Raw genomic sequence first — 17,236 nt, forward strand, 5'->3', positions numbered from 1 at the left:
CTGGTGGTCGAGCCCCTGACCTATCCCGGCATGCTGGCCATCGCAGAGCAGGTCGGCGTGCGGTTGGTCGCCTGCCCGACGGACGCCGAGGGGCTTGCGCCAGACGCCCTGGCGTCGATCTGCCGAGAAGAGCGTCCCGCCGCCCTCTATGTCATCCCGACCATGCAGAACCCCACCGGGGTCACCATGCCACTGGCCAGGCGGCAGGCGATCGCCCAGGTCGCGACGGACCACGATTTCTGGATCATCGAGGATGATCCCTATAGCCGGCTGATGGCTGAGCCGCTCGCAGGCCTTGCGACCCTGGCGCCGGAGCGGACCTTCCACATCGCCACCCTGTCCAAGTGTCTGGCGCCGGGCCTGCGTCTCGCCTTCCTGGTGGCGCCCGAAGGCGACCGGGGCGCGCCTGCGGTTGAAGCTGTGCATAGCCTGGCCGGCATGCCTGCGCCGCTGATGTCGGCCGTCGTCGCAAGCTGGATCCGGGACGGGACGGCCGAGGCCCTGCTGGCCGGCGTTCGGGCCGAGGCGGCTGAACGCCGCGCCATGGCCGCAGCGCGCCTGCCGGCGGCGCAGGGCTCACCCGAAGCCATCCATGTCTGGCTGCCCCTACCGGCCGACTGGAGCCCTGTACGCCTACGGGCGGCGGCGAAGGCGCGAGGTCTCGCCTTGGTCAGCGCCGAGGCCTTCGCTGCGGGGCCGGGGGCTGCAAATGGCGTCCGCATCTCCCTGGGCGCGCCCGGTCGGCAAGAGGTGTTGGCCGAAGCCTTGGCGGGGGTCGCAGGCCTGCTGGGCGAGGCGCGTTAGATCAGAAGACCCGCGCCGTGCAGGGCCAGGCCTGCCAGGGCGCAACCCAGCATCAGGGGGATGACGCCCAGCTTGAATCCGAAAGCGGTGACAGCAGCGGCGATAGTCAGCAACAGGCTCGGAAGGTCCACGGAACTGGCGACAGGCAGGTCCAGGGTCAGGCCTGCGAGGCTAACGGCGCGGACCTCATTGAAGAGCACGTGCATCCCGAACCAGACGGCCAGGTTGAGGATCACGCCGACCACGGCGGCGGTGATCGCCTGCAGCGCTGCATTGAGGGCGCGAGCGCCCCGGAGTCCCTCCACGAAGGGCGCGCCGAGAAAAATCCACAGGAAGCAGGGGGTGAAGGTGACCCAGGTGGTCAACACCCCGCCCAGGACCCCGGCCCAAAGAGGATCAAGGCCAGAGGCGCCGCGGGCGGCGCCCATGAAGCCGACGAACTGGGTGACCATGATCAGGGGGCCGGGCGTCGTCTCGGCCATGCCTAGCCCATCTAGCATCTCGCCCGGCGCCAGCCAGCCGAAGGTCTGGACCGCCTCCTGGGCCACATAGGCCAGGACCGCGTAGGCGCCGCCGAAGGTGACCACGGCCATCTTGCTGAAGAAGACGGCGATCTGGGTGAAGACGTTGTCCCAGCCAAGGCTCAGGCCAAGCGCCAGGACCGGGCCCAGCCAGAGCACAAGAATGACCCCGGCCACCCGCAGCGCCCAGCCGAGGTGGGGCCGAGTATGAGCAGGCGAGCCCTCGCCGAGCACCGTGTCGATGTCGGCGACGCCGCTTCCGCTCGGCCCATGGGCTCCCTTCGGGGTGAAGGCGCCAAGGCCAGCTCGGCTCCCGGCGAAACCGATGAGGGCCGCCATAAGGATGATGAGCGGGAATGGCAGGCCGAAAACGAAGATTGCGACGAAGGCGGCGGCGGCGATCGCCAGAAGCGCCCCGCGATGGAGGATGCGGCTGCCGAGCCGGATCACCGCCTGGACCACCACCACTAGAACAGCGGCTTTCAGCCCGAAAAACAGCGCGGCCACTGGACCGGTGTCCCCCAGCATCATGTAGATGACGCTGAGACCCATGATAGCGACGAAGCCCGGCAGGATGAACAGCAGGCCCGCCATCAGGCCGCCCAAGGTGCGGTGCATCAGCCAGCCGATATAGATGGCCAACTGCTGCGCCTCGGGACCGGGCAGCAGCATGCAGTAGTTCAGCGCGTGCAGGAAACGCTGCTCCCCCAGCCAGCGCTTCTCCTCGACCAGGATGCGGTGCATCACCGCGATCTGGCCGGCGGGTCCGCCGAAGGACAGGGCCGCGATCCGCGCCCAGACGACGACGGCCTCGGCGAAACTCGGCGGTGCGGGGGAGGCGGGCTTTGGGCTCAAGACCTAACCTGGGGGACGCGCTGCGGCGCTGGTTGATCTTGCTAAACCGCGCGTCACGTCTTGGCGAGTGCGTCGCGCCTATCGGCTGCGGCGCAGGCGGCCCCAGATGATCGCCGCCACGGGCACGCTCAGCGCAGCCCAGGAGATCCAGTCGCCCAGGCCGTTGGCCACCAGGGCGGCCACCAGGCCGATGATGCTGGCGGCCAGGATCAGCAGCGGGGCGGCGAAGGTGCGCCACAGATTGGCGCGGTTCGAGGCGCGGCTCGTGCTCATTCCGCAGGCGCCAGGGCGGATCGATCCCGCAGTTGGGCGACCACCGGATCGGTGGCCGGCGCCCGACGCCGGCTGAGCCAGAGATAGAGCCCGCTGACCAGGACCACGATGGTGGCGATGTCGAGCAGGGCCCAGAGGATCTTCAGCGGCAGGCCGCCATAGTCGCCGAAGTGCAGCGGGCCAGACAGCAGCAGGGCCTGGGCGTACCAGGGCATCGGCCGGATGGCGGAAAGCTCGCCGGTGCGCGCGTCGATCAGGGCCGGCGTCAGCAGGTGTTTGGTGAGCGGCGTCGCCCCCTGCATGAAGACGGCGTAGTGGTGCTCGGTGGAATAGGCCACGCCCGGGAAGGCGACGAACTGCACGCGCATGCCCGGCGCGGCGGCCAGGGCGGTGTCCACCGCCTCCTGGATCGACGCCTCGGCCCGGGCTGGCGGCAGGCCCTTATAGGGCGCCGTCATCTCCGACAGCTGATCGGCCTGCCACAGCTGGATGATCGGGGTGGAGAGGGTGTTGATCGTACCGGTCAGGGTGACGACGCTCAGCCAGGCCACGGTCACCACGCCCATCAGGTTGTGATAGTCCAGCCACTTGACCCGCGAAGACCGGGTGACCCGGACGACGCCGAAGTCCAGCTTGCGCATGAAGGGGGCATAGAGGACGACCCCGGACACGATGGCGGCGAAGGCCACCAGGCCCATGAAGCCTAGGAACAGCATCCCGGGCAGGCCCATGAACATGTCCACGTGCAGATGCAGGATGAAGTGCATCACCCCGCCCTCGGGGAAGGGCGGCAGGGCCGAGCCGCTGGTCCAGTCGAAGCCGGCGAAGTGCATCTCCTCCGCCGTCGCGTCCGGCGTCGGACCCGTGGTGAAGTTCACCACAGGGCGGTCCTCATCGAAGCTCAGATAGAGCGGAATTTCGCCCTCGCGCACCGCCAGGGCATTGGCCAGCATGGTGTCGAGGCTGAGCGTCGGCGTGCCCACGGGCGGCGCTTCATAGACGCCATCAGTTCCGAGGGCGTCGTCGATTTCTTCGTGGAAGATCAGCGGCAGACCGGTGACGCAGAGCATCAGCATGAAGGCCGTGCTGACAAGGCTGGTCCATTTGTGGACGACAGACCAGACGCGAACGGTGTTGCGAGTCATGCGGGAACGGCTTGCAGGCGGGATGCGGTTGAGAATTGCTTTCAACTAAGCGGTTCTGCGACGGGACGCAACGAACCATACCGTTGCGTCCCGTAGACATTGTCCCACTGATCAGAAATCGACCGAGGCCGACACGATGAAGGTGCGCGGCGCGCCCAGCACCAGATAGTTGGCGCCAGGATAGCCGCCGGCCGAGAGCCAGTCGTTCTCGTCAGTGACGTTCTCTATCCGGGCGCGCAGGGTGACCGGCTTGCCGGAGACGTCCAGGCTGTAGCGGGCGCCCAGGTCCAGGCGGGTCCAGGCGTCCAGCTCCAGCGTGTTGGTCTCGTTGGCGAACTGCTTACCGGTATAGACCAGGCGGCCGTCGAGGCTCAGACCGGGCAGGGCGGGCAGGTCATACTCCAGGTTCAGATTGGCCTGGCGCTCGGGCACGCCGATGGCGGTCTTGCCGTCGAACGCGCCGTCCTGGGTGCGCTCGCGCTCGGCGTTCAGCACCGTGGCCCCGCCCAGCACCCTCAGCCCTGGGGCCGGTTCGCCATAGAAGCTGAGCTCGACGCCGCGATGTTCCTGCTCGCCGTCCACCACGAAAAGATTGCCGATCACGATGGCGCTAGGCTGGGTGATAGAGAAGACGCTGACCGCGCCGCCGAAGGTCCCTTGGTCGAGCTTGACGCCCGCCTCGTACTGCTTGCTGCGGAAGGGGGCGGTGATCTCGCCGGCGTTCAGGATCGGGATGGCGCCCACTGTGCCGGGCGCGATCTGGCCAGGCGTCAGCGCCTCGGCGTAGTTGGCGTAGACCGAGACGGCTTCGGTAGCCTTGTAGACCAGGCCGAAGGCGGGCGTGACCGCATCGTCGGCATACTGCGACACCTGGGCGCCGGTGTCGTAGTCGAACGAAGTGGTCTCGATCTCCTGGAAGCGTGCGCCCAGGGTGGCGATCATCCGGCCGTCCCAGAAGGTGATCATGTCGGCCAGGGCGAACGAGCGGTTGTCCACCTCTTCGGTGACGCCTGGATCGTTCAGGTCGCCGCCCGTGAAGAAGTTGGGCGCAGGAGGCGGCACGGCCACAGGGTTGTAGAGGTCGCCGGCGAAGCCCGCGAAGTCGGAGAAGGCATAGGCGTTGCGCGACTTGGACTGGATCGCCGAGACCGACGCAACCAGCACGTGCTCGAGGCCGCCGGTTGCGAACTCCGCCCGCAGCCCGGCGTCGGCGGAAATCACCTCGTCCTCGCGGGCGTTGTCGAACCGGTAAGCGCTGATGGCGCCGCCGCCGACGGCCGTGGGATTGGCCAGGACATTGGCTTCCTTGCCGTCACGGCCGCCGATCGCCGCCCAGCCGGACAGATTGGCGTTGAAATCGAACTCGCCCCGGACGACGAAGAACAGCTGTTCTTCGTCGGTATAGGTCCAGGGCTGGGCGAAGTTCACGTCGGCGTCGGGCGGCGTGGGAATCTCGCTGCTGGGCGTCACGCTGGGCCGCGGGGCGTCGATGCGATGGTCCTGGTAGCCGATGTCGGCGGAGAATCGCAGGCGCCCATCATCATAGTCGAGGCCAAGCGCCGCCACCGACAGCTCGCGCTCCTGATCGGAGATCGAGGTCTCGCCGTCGCGCCGCACGAGGTTCAGGCGGGCGCCGAAGTCCTGCTCGGCGCCGAAGCGGCGCGCCACGTCCAGGGCGCCATAGAGGGCGCCGTCGTTCTCATAGCCCACTGTCGCGCGCGTCAGGTCGGCGCCGGCCCGCTTGGGCACAACGTTGAAGGCGCCGCCGATGCCGCTGCCGCCGGGCGCCGCGCCGTTCAGGAAGGAGTTGGCGCCGCGGAAGACTTCCAGCCGCTCGATCAGCTCGGCGGCCACGAACTGCCGAGGCAGGACGCCGTAGACGCCGTTATAGGTCATGTCGTCGGAATAGACCGGGAAGCCCCGGACGACATAGAGTTCCTGGAAGTTGCCGAAGCCCTTGGCGACCCGGACCGTGGGCTCGTTCTTCAGCACGTCGCCAACGCCGGTGGCCTGCTGATTGCGCACCAGTTCTTCGGTGTAGTTGGTGGCCGAGAAGGGCGTGTCCATCACGTCCAGGGCGCCGAACAGGCCTACCCGGCCGCCGCGAGCCACTTGGCCGCCGGCATAGACGGGCGCCAGTTCCACCTGCGAGCCCGTGACCACCAGTTCGTCCACCTCGACCCCTTGGGCCATGGCCGCAGGGGCGACCGAGAGGACGAGCGCCAGGGCGCTGGCGCTGGAAAGAAGGGTCTTGATGGCGGACATGGGGAGAGCCTTGGACGTCGCGAGCGATTATGAAAGTCAATCGCAATAACAGTTGAGGGCCTCACGGCAAAGCCTTTCCAGGAGGCGCGCCTGACTGACGCGCCCCCTGTGGCCTCGGCGCCATCTCGTCTGTATAGGGAGGAATGCTCGCCAAGATTTCATCGATCCTAGGGACGGGTCTGGTCCTGGGCCTGTCGTCCCTGGCCGCCGCTCCTGCGTCTGCTTCCGAAGCCTTGAGCCCAAGGGGCCGGGTTCAGCTCGACGCGGTGGTCGCAAACAACGACGAGGGCTCCACCTTCACCGGCGGCGAGTTGCGCAGGTTCTATCTGGGGGTCGAGGGCGACCTCTCGGAGGCCGTCTCATACGTGGTGGAAGCCGACTTCAGCGGGCCAGAGGTCGTGCTCCAGGACGTCGCCCTGGCCTACCAGGCGACGCCTTCGCTCGAGCTCGTCGTGGGCCACTTCAAGCCGCCGGTCACCAACGAAGACCTGACCTCGGACACCCAGACCCTGTTCCTGGAACGTGCGTCCTTCGTCGGCGCCTTCGCGCCCGGCAGGCGAGTAGGTGTGGCCGCCAACTATGCGCGTGAGCGCTGGGGTCTGCAGGGGGGCGTGTTCGGCGAAGCCGAGCAGAACGCCCTTGACGGCGAAGCGGGTGAGGCTCGGCTGTTGGCCCTGCGCGCCTATGGTGATCTGCTGCCTGGCGAGGCGGCCCTCCACCTCGGCGCATCGGCCTATCACCTGGACGCCTCGTCATGGGGCCCCACCGTGCGCCTCGCCCAGCGGCCGGAGACCGCCCGGGTTCCGCGGGCCCTGGACACCGGCAGGTTCGCCGCCGACGAGGCGCAGTTTCTCGGCCTGGAGGCGGGCTTCGGCCTGGGCCCGCTGACTGTCCAGGGCGAGGGCGGCGTCATCGACTACGACGGCCCGGTGGTCAGTCCGCAGTTTTCCGGCTGGTCGGGGCAGATCGCCTGGCGCTGGACCGGCGAGGCGCGGCCCTATGACGTCACCGCGGGCACGTTCGGCCGTGTACGCCCCGATAGGCCCTGGGGCCAGGGCGGCTTTGGCGCCGTGGAGACCGGCCTGAGGGTCAGCCGCCTCGACCTGGACGACGGCGCGATCACCGGCGGCGAGATGACCACCTATGGCGCGGTGATCAACTGGCTGCCGGTCACTCGGCTGCGCCTTTCAGCCAATCTGATCCATGCGAGGATCGAGGAAGCCGCGGCCGGCGCTACGGACGAGACCCTGCTCACCCTGCGCACCGCCCTCGACTGGTAGGCGAGGGGCTCTCCGGTTCTCAGCGCCTGGCCGACCGCATCTGCTGCAGGCGCGCCTTGGCGGCGTCTCTCTCGGCGGCGGTCAGAACCCCGTCGTCATTGGCGTCGGCCATGGCGAAGGCGACCGGCGGCGAGGCCAGCATCTCCTGACGGGTGAGGGCGCCGTCACGGTTGCGGTCGGCGGCCGAGATCATGCGCTCGAGGTCCGCGCCCCGGTCGCCCCGAAGGGCGATGCGCGGGAAGTCCTGCATTCGGATCACCCCATCCCGGTCGCGGTCCAGTCGGTCGAATCTGGCCGCGCGGCTGGCCTGGAACTCTGCGAGGGTGATCTGGCCGTCACGGTTGGTGTCCGCATCGGCGAAGGGGTCCTGACCTCGCATCTGGGCCAGGGCGGGGGTCGCCAGCACGGCGAAGCTGAGGGCGAGCAGGGTAAGGCGCTTCATGAGCAGGTCCTTTGATAGTCTTGGGATGGTTTTGGGATGGTGATGTCTATTGCGGCGGGCGCTGGACGGTCCCGGTCACCGTCGAGGTCTGGCCCTGCAGGCCGGTGCGGGCGCGGGCGTAGCTGATGGAGCCGTCGCCATTGTCCTGGACGGTGGTGGAACGGCTGGCCGAGGCGCCGTTGTTGAAGGTGTGGCTGGCCCCGCCCTGGTAGAGGCCGTCGGCCCAGGCCGCGTTGCGACTGTGGGCGGCGCCATAGCCGCCGTGAGTCTGGGTGCTCTTCTGCACGCTGATCGCGCCGGGCTGGCGGCTCACCTGACGCGACTGGACATAGCCTGCGCCGTGCGGGCCTTGAACGATGCGGGTTCGTCCGTGCTGGCCCGCTTCAGCGGGGAGGGCGACCAGCAGGGCGGCCAGGCTGCTCCAGGCACCTGCGGCAAGGATGGCGTTGCGGCTGAACATGACGGGTTCCTTCGGTGAGTTGGACGGGGCGTCTGTGGATGGCCCCATCAGACGGCGGCTCCGAAACCCCCCTGTGACCGATCCGTGGCGTCAGGTGACGAAGTGTAACGCGGGCGCCTTGGGTCTAGGCGAAGGCGTCTTCGTCGGGCAGCTTGGCCGCCACCGTCATGAGCCCTGACAACACCTTCATCGCCGTCGTCGAGGACGACTCCGAGATCCGCGACCTGACCGTCGGCCTGCTGGCGCGGGAGGGGTACGAGGTGGGCGCATGCCCCGACGTCCCGGCCTACGACCGCCTGGCGGCCCGGCGGCGGATCGACCTGGTTCTGCTCGATCTCATGCTGCCCGGGGAGGACGGCCTGTCGCTCTGCCGCCGTCTGCGCGCCCAGGGCGAGACCGCCATCCTGATGGTCACCGCCCGGGCCGACGAGATTGACCGGGTGGTGGGTCTGGAGATCGGCGCCGACGACTATCTGGGCAAGCCGTTCAATCCCCGGGAGCTGCTCGCCCGGGTCAAGGCCATCCTGCGGCGAACCCGCGGCGAGCCGGCGTGGAGCTCTCCGGCCAGGGGCGCCGAGGTCTACCTCTTCCAGGGCTGGCGGCTGGACTCCGGCAGCCGTGACCTGACCGCCCCCGACCGTCGCGAGATAGAGTTGAGCGGCGGGGAGTTCGACCTGCTCATGTGCCTAGTCACCCATCCTCAGCGGGTGCTCAGCCGGGACCAGCTGCTGGACTGGACGCGGGGCCGCAACGCCGCCCCCTATGATCGGACCATCGATGTCCAGCTCAGTCGTCTGCGGCGCAAGCTGGGCGACCCCGCCGGCGGCGCAGGCCTGATCCGCACCGTTCGGGGCGGAGGCTATATGCTGAGCGCGCCGGTGACGACGGAGGGCGGGCGGTGATCCTCGCCGACAGCCTCTCTACCCGCATCAGCGGTATCCTTCTGGCGGGGGCCGCCGCCATTCTGGGCGTGGTCGCCCTGGCCCTGGCCTGGCCTTCGCCGGAGGGCGGCGTCGGGTTCCTCAGACTGCCCCTGCCGTCGGAGTCCGCCGCGATTGTGGCCGCCGTGGAGGCGAGCCAGGGCGAGGCCCGCCCCACGGTGATCGGCGGCCTGGACGCTGTCGGCGTCGGCGTTCGACTGTCTGCAGGGTTTCCGACGCCGCTGGCCGGCGCCCGCCTGGTGGGCCCTGAGGATGATCGGTATCAGAGCTATGCTGCGGCTCTGGGCGATCGGACCTTCCAGATCGAGGCGCGACGTCTGCTCCGACATGCGTCCGGCGTCCGGCCCCGGGCCATTGTGCGGCTTTCCGTGCGCCTTGCCAGCGGCGAAGTCCTGGTGCTTCAAAGACGAGCGCCGGCCGCAGCGAAGGACCGGGTGGTTCGAGGCGCCCTGGCCCTGAGCCTTGTCTCGCTCCTGATGCTGGTGATGCTGGCCCTGGCGGTACGTCAGACGGCCCGTCCGGTCGCCGATCTCGCCCATGCCGCGCGGCGGTTTGGGGATGATCTGCAGACCGCGGACCTTCCCCTTCGCGGCCCGAAGGAGCTGCGCGATCTCGCCGAAGCCTTCAACACCATGCAGGCGCGCATCCGCGGGCTGGTGGATGATCGTACGCGGGTGCTGGCGGCCATCGCCCACGACCTGCGGACCTATCTCACGCGTCTGCGCCTCCGCGCCGAATTCATCGCCGACCCGGACCAGCAGGCCCGGGCGATCGGCGACCTGGATGAGATGAGCGCTCTGCTGGACGACACCATGCTGTTCGCCGCCGGTCAGGACCAGGCGCCTGCGCCGCTGAGCGACCTGCGCAGCGAGCTTGAGACCGTGATCGCCCTGCGGCGGGAGATGGGGCAAGCCGTGCGGCTGGCCGACGGAGGGGCCGCCTTCGCCAGGGTCTCGCCTCTGGCGCTGCGCCGAATGGTGGGAAATCTCGTGGACAACGCCATCCGCTATGGCGGCGAAACCGAGGTGAGCCTGGAGCGGACGCAGGATCAGGCCGTAATCGTCGTGGCCGACCGAGGGCCTGGCGTGGACCCGGAAAATCTCGCGCAGATTCTCGAACCCTTCACCCGCCTGGAAGCCTCTCGCAGCCGTGACACCGGCGGCGCCGGGCTTGGTCTGGCCATTGTGCGCGGCCTGGCCGAGGCCAGCGGTGGCCGGTTGACGCTCGGCAATCGCCCTGGCGGCGGCCTCCGCGCCGAGGTGCGCCTTCCTATCGCCAGCTAGCGGAACCCCTTGATCTGCAAGCCCGTTGGTCTGGCAAGGAGAACGCCATGATCAATCTGAGTTGGGAATTGCTCTTTGCCGTCGGCGCCGCGCTGCTGGGCGCGGCGATCATCTTCGGCCTGGTGCGCTACTACCGCCGCGACCGCCGGAACGACGCGGTCACCGAAGCTGCAACACGGGAGGAGTATCTGCATCCGGACCGTTATGAGCGGTCAGAGGACCAGTACCGCGACAAGGCCCGGCCCACCTAGAGCGTCTTCCGATAAGGGAGAACCGCATATCGGAGGAAAACACACTCAAGACTTAGAGTTTAGAGCCAGGTTCGCCGATCAGACGGTCCCGGTTCGCCTCAGGCTCCCGGAGCTCCCGTTAACCTTGACCATAAACCGCATCTCAAGTCCTGGCCCACATGATCTGGGCAGGACGGGGATGGGGAAATCATGCGGCGCAAGCTACCCAGCGCGAACCTTACGGCGGAAGACCTGAGCGGCCTGACGGCGCTCGTGGTCGATGATCACGCCAATACCGTCCGGCTTATGGTCGACGTGCTTCGCGCTGCGGGCCTCGGTCAGGTCTATTCCGCCAGCGACGGTCTGAGCGCCCGCCAGATGCTGACCCGGCGCGACCCCGACCTCATCTTCACCGACTGGCGCATGCCCCTGATGGACGGCCTGGATTTCACCCGGTCGATCCGCATGGCCGCCGTCACCCCCGATCCCTATGTGCCCGACCCGGAGGTTCCGGTGATCATGGTCACCGGCCACCGGAGCGCCCGCGAGGTCGAACTGGCCCGGGAGGCCGGGGTGAACGAATTCGTGGTCAAGCCCTTCACCCCCGCCGCCCTGCTTTCGCGCATTCAGCTGGTGCTCAGCCAGCCCCGCCATTTCATTGTCAGCAACGGCTATGTAGGCCCTGATCGCCGCCGCAAGACCGAACTGGCCTATGCTGGCCCCCTGCGCCGGACCAATGACCCTGACGAGGTGATCGACATCGTCGAGCGCCAGGCTGCGCGCGATACGATCAGCGTCGAGCTCGAGGCCATGCGCCGGTTGATCGCCGCTCGGGGCGGCGTGGACCGCGCCACGCTGCAGATGACCTACCGCGTCATGCAGCACACCCGTTTCCGCGCCCGTCAGGTCCGCGACAAGATGCTGGAGCGGGCCTCCGACGCCCTGCTGGCCTACGCCAGCGAGGTGGGCGGCATGGAGCATTGCGAGGCTGATGTGGTCGACGCCCACCTGACGGTACTCGGTCAGATCCTCGAGGCCGACGATCACGACGCCATCGGCGCGGCCAAACGGGTCCGCAGTCTGGAAGCCCTGATCCGACGCAAGCGCGCCGCCCGTCTGGCTCTGGCGGCCTGAGGTCCAACTGCCCATGTTGGCGGCTCGTCCGGCGCCGCCAGATGAGCTAGAAACCGGCCATGGCTGAAGCATTCAACGACCTCGTCCTACCTGCCGAAAAGGCCGCGCGCTACGCCGTGCTGGTCGAGGAGGTGGCCGCCGTGCTCGAGGGCGAGCCCAATCTGACGGCGCGCATGGCGACGGTGGCCTCGATGCTGGCCTCCAGCTTCGACCACTTCTTCTGGACCGGCTTCTATGTGGTCGATCCCGATAAGGGCGACGAACTGGTGGTCGGCCCCTATCAGGGCAGTCTCGGCTGCATGCGCATCGCCTTTGGTCGCGGGGTCTGCGGGACCGCGGCGGCCACCGGCCAGTCCCAGGTCGTAGACGACGTCCACGCCTTCCCGGACCACATCGCCTGTGACGCGAGGTCGGCCAGCGAGATCGTCGTCCCGGTGTTCGACGCCGAGGGAACCTTGATCGCCGTCCTGGATATCGATTCCGAACAACCGGCGGCCTTCGACTCAAATGATGACCTCTGGTTGAAATCCCTTATGGCGCAGGTGTTTGCGGGCGGCCGACCGGCCTGAGGCTTGCATCAGCTCACCCAACTGATCCCGCGCCGGGACAGTCGGATGAAAGAGCTGATCGTGGACGTCGAAATTCTGCATCCAAGCGAACTTGAGGCCCGGGACATCGTCTCGTGGCGGCACATGATCGCGGCGCAGCCGGCCTTCGCCTCACCCCTGATGGGACCTGAGTTCGCCCAGGCCGTCGGCGCGGTGCGCCCGGACGCCCGGGTGGCGATCTGGCGGCGAGAGGGACGTCCGGTGGGGTTCCTGGCCCATCACCTGCGGCCCAGCGGCCTGGCCCGCCCCATCGGCGCGCCGCTGTCGGACTATCACACCCTCGTCGCCAGCGAGCCCTTCGACGCCCGCGCCGCCCTGGCCGAGGCCGGGCTGGGCGCCCTGCGGTTCAGCGGGCTGGTCGATCCCCTGAGCATGTTCGCGGAAGGGGCGCACACGACCCATGAGGCCTATGTCATTGAGCTGAAGGGCGGCGCCGAGGCCTATCTCGAAGCCCTTCGCGCCCAGAGCGCCAAGCGGTTCAAGAACTACCGCCGGCTTGAGCACAAGATCGAGCGCGAACTCGGCGCCCTGAGCGTCGTAGCGCCAGACCACGACCTGGTCGCCTTCGACCAGATCATCGCCTGGAAGCGCGAACAGCTGACCCGCACCGGCATGCACGACTTCCTGGCCCCGGCCTGGACCAGCCAGTTGATGCGCAACCTGTTTGCGACCCGCGGCGACGATTTCCAGGGGCTGATGATCACCCTGCGGATCGACGGCCGTATGGTGGCGGGCCATTTCGGCGTCCGGCAGGGGGCGGTCTATCATCCCTGGATCGCCTCCACCGATCCGGAGATGGGCGCCTATTCGATTGGCCAGCTCTTCCTGATCAAGGCCATCGCGGCCATGCCGGACCTGGGTCTGACCACCTATGACCTCGGGCCGGGTCATGGTCACTACAAGGCGCCCTACGCCCTTCAGCGGCGCACGATCAATGAGGGCACACTGACCGCCGCCGGTCCGTCGGGCTGGCGGGTGCGGCTGGGGGAGGGGGCCTGGCGCATGGCGGGCGCCAGCGGCGGCCCGCTGGTCGGCCGGGTGCGGCGCCGTTTCGAAACCATCTCCGACGTAGAACTGACCCTTGGCGGCCGCGTGCGCGGCATGGCCGCCGCGGTCGCCAGCAAGGGGCGACGCAGCGGGGCGGCCAGCGAAGGGTGAGGTCTGTCATGTCCGAACGGGTCAGCATCGTCATTCCAACCCAGAGACGTCCGGCTGGGCTGATGACGGCGGCCCGTTCCGCCTTGGCCCAGCAGGGCGTCGATCCGGCGCGGCTGGAACTGGTGGTGGTGGACAACGACCAGTCCCCCTCGGCGCAGGCCAGCGTCCAAGCCCTGGCGGCTGAGGCGCCCTTTCCCGTCGTCTATGTGCATGAGCCCGAGCCCGGCGTCGCCAACGCCCGCAACGCCGCCCTGGCCGAGGCCGGCGGCGACTTCATCGCGTTTCTTGACGACGACGAGGAGGCGCCGGCCGGTTGGCTGGCCGAACTCCTGACCGTCCAGGCGCGCCTGGACGCAGATGTGGTGTTTGGTCCCGTCCGGGGCCGGGCGCCGGCCGACGTCCGCGCGCACCGGGACTATCTGGAGACCTTCTTCTCCCGCCTGGGGCCGGCGGAAACCAGGGTGATCGAGGACTATTACGGCTGTGGCAACAGCCTGCTGCGCCGGGCCGCGCTGCGCGATCCGAAACAGCCCTTCTCGGCGGTGCGCAACCATATCGGCGGCGAGGACGACCTGCTGTTTGGCCAGATGAAGGCCGATGGCGCGCGCTTCGCCTGGGCCGCCGAGGCCTTCGTCTGGGAAGACCCGGTTCCGGCGCGGCTGACGCTGGACTACACGATCCGCCGCGCCTTCGCCTATGGCCAGGGGCCGTCGGCCGCCTGCGCCGCCGCCGATCCCCCCAATCGGGCCGGCCTCGTCTTCTGGATGGCTCAGGGCCTGGTCCAGGCGAGCGTCTTCGGCCTGCTGGCCGGGCTGAAGTGGATCGTCCGCGCCCCCAGTTTCGCCGCCACCCTCGACCGCGCGGCCCGCGGCCTGGGCAAGACCCTGTGGTGGGGACCTTTCAAAATCGAATTCTACGGCCGAAGCGCCGTCTGACGGGAAGAAGACCCCCATGATCATCCAGGACTGGACCCCGGAAAAGGCCAAGGCCTTCGGCAAGCAGACCCTGTCGTTCGCGCACAACCTGCATGAGCGGCCGCTGTTCAGCGACGAGGGGCTGGCGGAGGCTCTCGAAGCCTATCCCCGCAGCCGCCTTGGGATCTTCACCATGGGCGAGGATCCGCGGGACTGGACCACCTGGCGGAAGGGCTCGGCCGACGGGCTTTCGGGCGCCCAACTGCTGGAAGGCGCCCTGGCCGGCCGCATCTGGCTGAACCTCCGCGAGGCCAACCTCTATCTCCAGCCCTATGCCGACCTGGCGGATGAGGTGTTCGCCGAGAAAGAGGCCATGGCCCCGGGCCTCAAGACCTTCAAACGCGACCTGGGGGTCCTGATCTCATCGGCCAACGCCCAGGTCTTCTACCATCTGGACGTGCCCCTGGTGTCGCTCTGGCAGGTCCGGGGGACCAAGCGGGTCTGGGTCTATCCCCCCAAGGCGCCGTTCGTGGGCGAGGAAGCCCTGGAGCGCATCGTGCTGCGCGAAAGCGCCGAGCAGTTCGCCTTTGATCCGGCCTGGGACGCCGGCGCCGAGCAGATCGAATTGACGCCGGGGCGCATGGCGACCTGGGCCCAGAATGCGCCGCACCGGATCGAGAACGGACCAATGCTGAATGTCTCCCTGTCCATGGAGTTCATGACGCCCAAGGCCCTGCTGCGCGCCAATGTGATCTACGCCAACGGCGTGTTGCGTCGCCGGGCCGGCATGGCGCCGCGGCTGGCGGACGGCGCCAGCCCCACCAATCTCGGCAAGCTTGTCCTGGCCCGCGGCGCCAAGGCCCTGAATCTGCAGACGCCCCACGAGCGCGTGCTGCCGGCCACCTTCCGGCTGGACGCCGCCCGACCTGGCGTGGTCCTGCCGCTCTGAGCTGAAAAGAGGCCAGTTGGCTTACCTCGCGGCGCCTGCCTAGAGTCCCTTAACGATGCGCCACAGGGCGCTGAAACCAGGGAGCGGAACAATGGGCGAAGCCTATATTGTCGCGGCCGCGCGGACGGCCGGTGGTCGCAAGAACGGCAAGCTGAAAGACTGGCATCCGGTGGATCTGGGCGCGGTCGTCCTCAACGAACTCGTCGATCGCACGGGCATGGACCCGGCCCGGGTCGAGGACGTGATCATGGGCTGCGTCATGCAGGTGGGCGAGCAGGCCATCAATGTGGCGCGCAACGCCGTCATGGCCTCCAAGCTGCCGGAAAGCGTGCCGGGCACCTCGATCGACCGCCAGTGCGGCTCCTCGCAACAGGCCCTGCAGTTCGCCGCGCAAGCCGTGATGAGCGGCACCCAGGACGTGGTGATCGCCGCCGGCGTCGAGAGCATGACCCGCGTGCCCATGGGCTCTTCGGCCGCGCTCGCCGCCAAGGCCGGCATGGGCCAGTACAAGAGCCCGCGGATGGAGGAGCGCTACCCCAACATCCAGTTCTCCCAGTTCATGGGCGCCGAGATGATGGCCAAGAAGTACGGCCTCACCAAGGACCAGCTGGACGAGTACGCCTATCACAGCCACCAGCGCGCCATCGCCGCCACCCAGGCCGGCGCCTTCAAGGACGAGATTGTCGCCCTGAAGGTGAAGGACGAGGCCGGCGCCGAGAGCGAGCACACGGTCGATGAGGGCATCCGCTTCGACGCCAGCCTCGACGGCATCCGCGGCGTCAAGCTGCTGGTCGAGGGCGGCGCCATCACGGCGGCCACCTCCAGCCAGATCTGCGATGGCGCCTCGGGCGTGATGATCGTGTCGGAAAAGGCGCTGAAGGAGTTCGGCCTGACGCCGCTGGCCCGCATCCACCACCTGTCGGTGATGGGCCATGACCCGGTGATCATGCTGGAAGCCCCGCTGCCCGCCACCCAGCGGGCCCTGGAAAAGGCCGGCATGAAGATCGACGACATTGATCTCTTCGAGGTCAACGAAGCCTTCGCCTCGGTGCCCGTGGCCTGGCTGCAGGCGACCGGCGCCAATCCGGAAAACATGAACGTCAATGGCGGCGCCATCGCGCTGGGCCACCCCCTGGGCGCCTCGGGCACCAAGCTGATGACCACCCTGGTCCATGGCCTGAAGGCGCGGAACAAGCGCTATGGCCTGCAGACCATGTGCGAAGGCGGCGGCATGGCCAATGTGACGATCGTCGAACGGCTCTAGCAGTCCTCAGGATCAGACGCGCGGCCCCGGTTTGCCCGGGGTCGCGCGCTGGCTTCCGCGGCGCTCGGGCGAATCCAGCGGAACGTCGGCGTGGCCCGCGCGTTCCCTAGGCGCTACCGGCAAATTTTTCGCCGGCCGCGGTAACCGGAGTTCCAGCGCCCATGAAGCTTTCCCGAACGACCGTCGACGATGGTTTGGTGATGTACGCCGGCGTGATCGAGAAGGTGGGCTACGAAATCCGCAGCGACGAGAAGATGAAGATCGGCAAGGGCGAGCTGATCGGGTCGCCTGAACTCATGCGTGACGCTTTCCGCCACGGCCGATTGACCCTGAAGCTGGCTGAAGGCTCCGACATCCGCATCCTGATGGTCGCCCATACCGAGGGCGGCGAGCGCGCCTATTTCGAGATCGAAACCTAGGTCCGGCGGCTCCGCCGCCTGAACGCTCTGGTCCCGCCCCCAGATTCCGGCCAAGCTGTCAAAAAACAATAAGACAGCCCGGGGAGGGGACAGGACATGATCCTGACAATCGTGGCCGCAAGCGCGGCCGCTGTGGCGCAGCCTGCGCCTGAGCGCGCCGTCATCGCCTATCCGCCCAGCGCGTTTGCCGAGGCCGCCCCAGACACCGCCTATGACATGATCCTGCGCCTGCCAGGCTTCGCCTTCGACAAGGGCGCGACCGTGCGCGGTCTGGCGGGCTCCGGGGGCAAT

At 68.3% G+C, this 17,236-nt stretch carries 19 protein-coding genes; 13 read left to right on the top strand and 6 right to left on the bottom strand.

Translation table 11 applies throughout. From position 1 onward, the window contains the following. Window positions 1-804 (top strand): aminotransferase-like domain-containing protein (locus V7702_RS13575; protein ID WP_335650635.1); only part of this gene is annotated, 804 nt, incomplete at its 5' end. Here the strand turns inward: V7702_RS13575 and chrA are convergent. From chrA to V7702_RS13595, 4 genes are all read right to left on the bottom strand, one after another. Further along, window positions 801-2,180 carry a chromate efflux transporter gene (gene chrA, locus V7702_RS13580; RefSeq protein ID WP_335650636.1) on the bottom strand — a complete coding sequence of 460 codons (1,380 nt, stop codon included), beginning with the start codon at window positions 2,178-2,180 and terminating at the stop codon, window positions 801-803. The two genes, V7702_RS13575 and chrA, sit on opposite strands and share 4 nt — an antisense overlap. A 78-nt stretch (window positions 2,181-2,258) precedes the next feature. Next, the gene (locus V7702_RS13585; protein WP_335650637.1) at window positions 2,259-2,453 is read right to left on the bottom strand and encodes a hypothetical protein; all 195 of its coding nucleotides are present in this window, start codon (window positions 2,451-2,453) and stop codon (window positions 2,259-2,261) included. Further along, a complete protein-coding gene (locus V7702_RS13590) occupies window positions 2,450-3,598 on the bottom strand; it encodes a PepSY-associated TM helix domain-containing protein (protein ID WP_335650638.1) in 1,149 nt (382 codons plus the stop codon). Before V7702_RS13590 ends, V7702_RS13585 begins: the two co-directional genes overlap by 4 nt. Before the next feature lie 111 nt (window positions 3,599-3,709). Then, window positions 3,710-5,863 (bottom strand): TonB-dependent receptor, encoded by a 2,154-nt coding sequence (locus tag V7702_RS13595; protein ID WP_335650639.1) that lies wholly within the window; start codon window positions 5,861-5,863, stop codon window positions 3,710-3,712. 143 nt (window positions 5,864-6,006) lie between these two features. On the opposite strand from V7702_RS13595, the gene V7702_RS13600 reads away from it, so the two are divergent. Next, window positions 6,007-7,143 (top strand): OprO/OprP family phosphate-selective porin, encoded by a 1,137-nt coding sequence (locus tag V7702_RS13600; RefSeq protein ID WP_335650640.1) that lies wholly within the window; start codon window positions 6,007-6,009, stop codon window positions 7,141-7,143. A gap of 19 nt (window positions 7,144-7,162) precedes the next feature. On the opposite strand, the gene V7702_RS13605 is transcribed toward V7702_RS13600, so the two are convergent. Both V7702_RS13605 and V7702_RS13610 read right to left on the bottom strand, forming a co-directional pair. Further along, complete coding sequence (locus V7702_RS13605; protein WP_335650641.1) at window positions 7,163-7,585, bottom strand: signal transduction protein; 423 nt, start codon at window positions 7,583-7,585, stop codon at window positions 7,163-7,165. 46 nt (window positions 7,586-7,631) lie between these two features. Next, window positions 7,632-8,045, bottom strand: coding sequence for a hypothetical protein (locus V7702_RS13610; RefSeq protein ID WP_335650642.1), 414 nt, complete (start codon window positions 8,043-8,045; stop codon window positions 7,632-7,634). A gap of 167 nt (window positions 8,046-8,212) precedes the next feature. On the opposite strand from V7702_RS13610, the gene V7702_RS13615 reads away from it, so the two are divergent. From V7702_RS13615 to V7702_RS13665, 11 genes are all read left to right on the top strand, one after another. Continuing rightward, window positions 8,213-8,947, top strand: a complete 735-nt coding sequence (locus tag V7702_RS13615; protein WP_335650643.1) for a response regulator — start codon at window positions 8,213-8,215, stop codon at window positions 8,945-8,947. After that, window positions 8,944-10,269, top strand: coding sequence for an ATP-binding protein (locus V7702_RS13620; protein WP_335650645.1), 1,326 nt, complete (start codon window positions 8,944-8,946; stop codon window positions 10,267-10,269). Before V7702_RS13615 ends, V7702_RS13620 begins: the two co-directional genes overlap by 4 nt. Before the next feature lie 47 nt (window positions 10,270-10,316). Beyond that, entirely contained in the window at window positions 10,317-10,520 is a 204-nt protein-coding gene (locus V7702_RS13625; RefSeq protein ID WP_335650646.1) for a hypothetical protein, read from the top strand. A gap of 189 nt (window positions 10,521-10,709) precedes the next feature. Continuing rightward, the gene (locus tag V7702_RS13630; protein ID WP_335650647.1) at window positions 10,710-11,633 is read left to right on the top strand and encodes a response regulator; all 924 of its coding nucleotides are present in this window, start codon (window positions 10,710-10,712) and stop codon (window positions 11,631-11,633) included. A 59-nt stretch (window positions 11,634-11,692) separates the two neighbouring features. Then, window positions 11,693-12,202 carry a GAF domain-containing protein gene (locus V7702_RS13635; RefSeq protein WP_335650648.1) on the top strand — a complete coding sequence of 170 codons (510 nt, stop codon included), beginning with the start codon at window positions 11,693-11,695 and terminating at the stop codon, window positions 12,200-12,202. A 45-nt stretch (window positions 12,203-12,247) separates the two neighbouring features. Further along, the gene (locus V7702_RS13640; RefSeq protein ID WP_335650649.1) at window positions 12,248-13,399 is read left to right on the top strand and encodes a GNAT family N-acetyltransferase; all 1,152 of its coding nucleotides are present in this window, start codon (window positions 12,248-12,250) and stop codon (window positions 13,397-13,399) included. A gap of 8 nt (window positions 13,400-13,407) precedes the next feature. Then, entirely contained in the window at window positions 13,408-14,334 is a 927-nt protein-coding gene (locus tag V7702_RS13645) for a glycosyltransferase family 2 protein (protein WP_335650650.1), read from the top strand. Window positions 14,335-14,350: 16 nt separating this feature from the next. Further along, window positions 14,351-15,262, top strand: a complete 912-nt coding sequence (locus tag V7702_RS13650) for a hypothetical protein (protein WP_335650651.1) — start codon at window positions 14,351-14,353, stop codon at window positions 15,260-15,262. A gap of 91 nt (window positions 15,263-15,353) precedes the next feature. Beyond that, window positions 15,354-16,526 (top strand): acetyl-CoA C-acetyltransferase, encoded by a 1,173-nt coding sequence (locus tag V7702_RS13655; RefSeq protein ID WP_335650652.1) that lies wholly within the window; start codon window positions 15,354-15,356, stop codon window positions 16,524-16,526. 161 nt (window positions 16,527-16,687) lie between these two features. Then, window positions 16,688-16,945, top strand: coding sequence for a hypothetical protein (locus V7702_RS13660; RefSeq protein WP_305289562.1), 258 nt, complete (start codon window positions 16,688-16,690; stop codon window positions 16,943-16,945). A gap of 96 nt (window positions 16,946-17,041) precedes the next feature. Next, window positions 17,042-17,236: hypothetical protein (locus V7702_RS13665; RefSeq protein WP_442958422.1), on the top strand; the 195-nt coding region annotated here is incomplete at its 3' end.

Origin of the sequence: Phenylobacterium sp. (genome assembly GCF_036963605.1) — a bacterium.
In the GTDB taxonomy this organism is placed as follows: domain Bacteria; phylum Pseudomonadota; class Alphaproteobacteria; order Caulobacterales; family Caulobacteraceae; genus Phenylobacterium.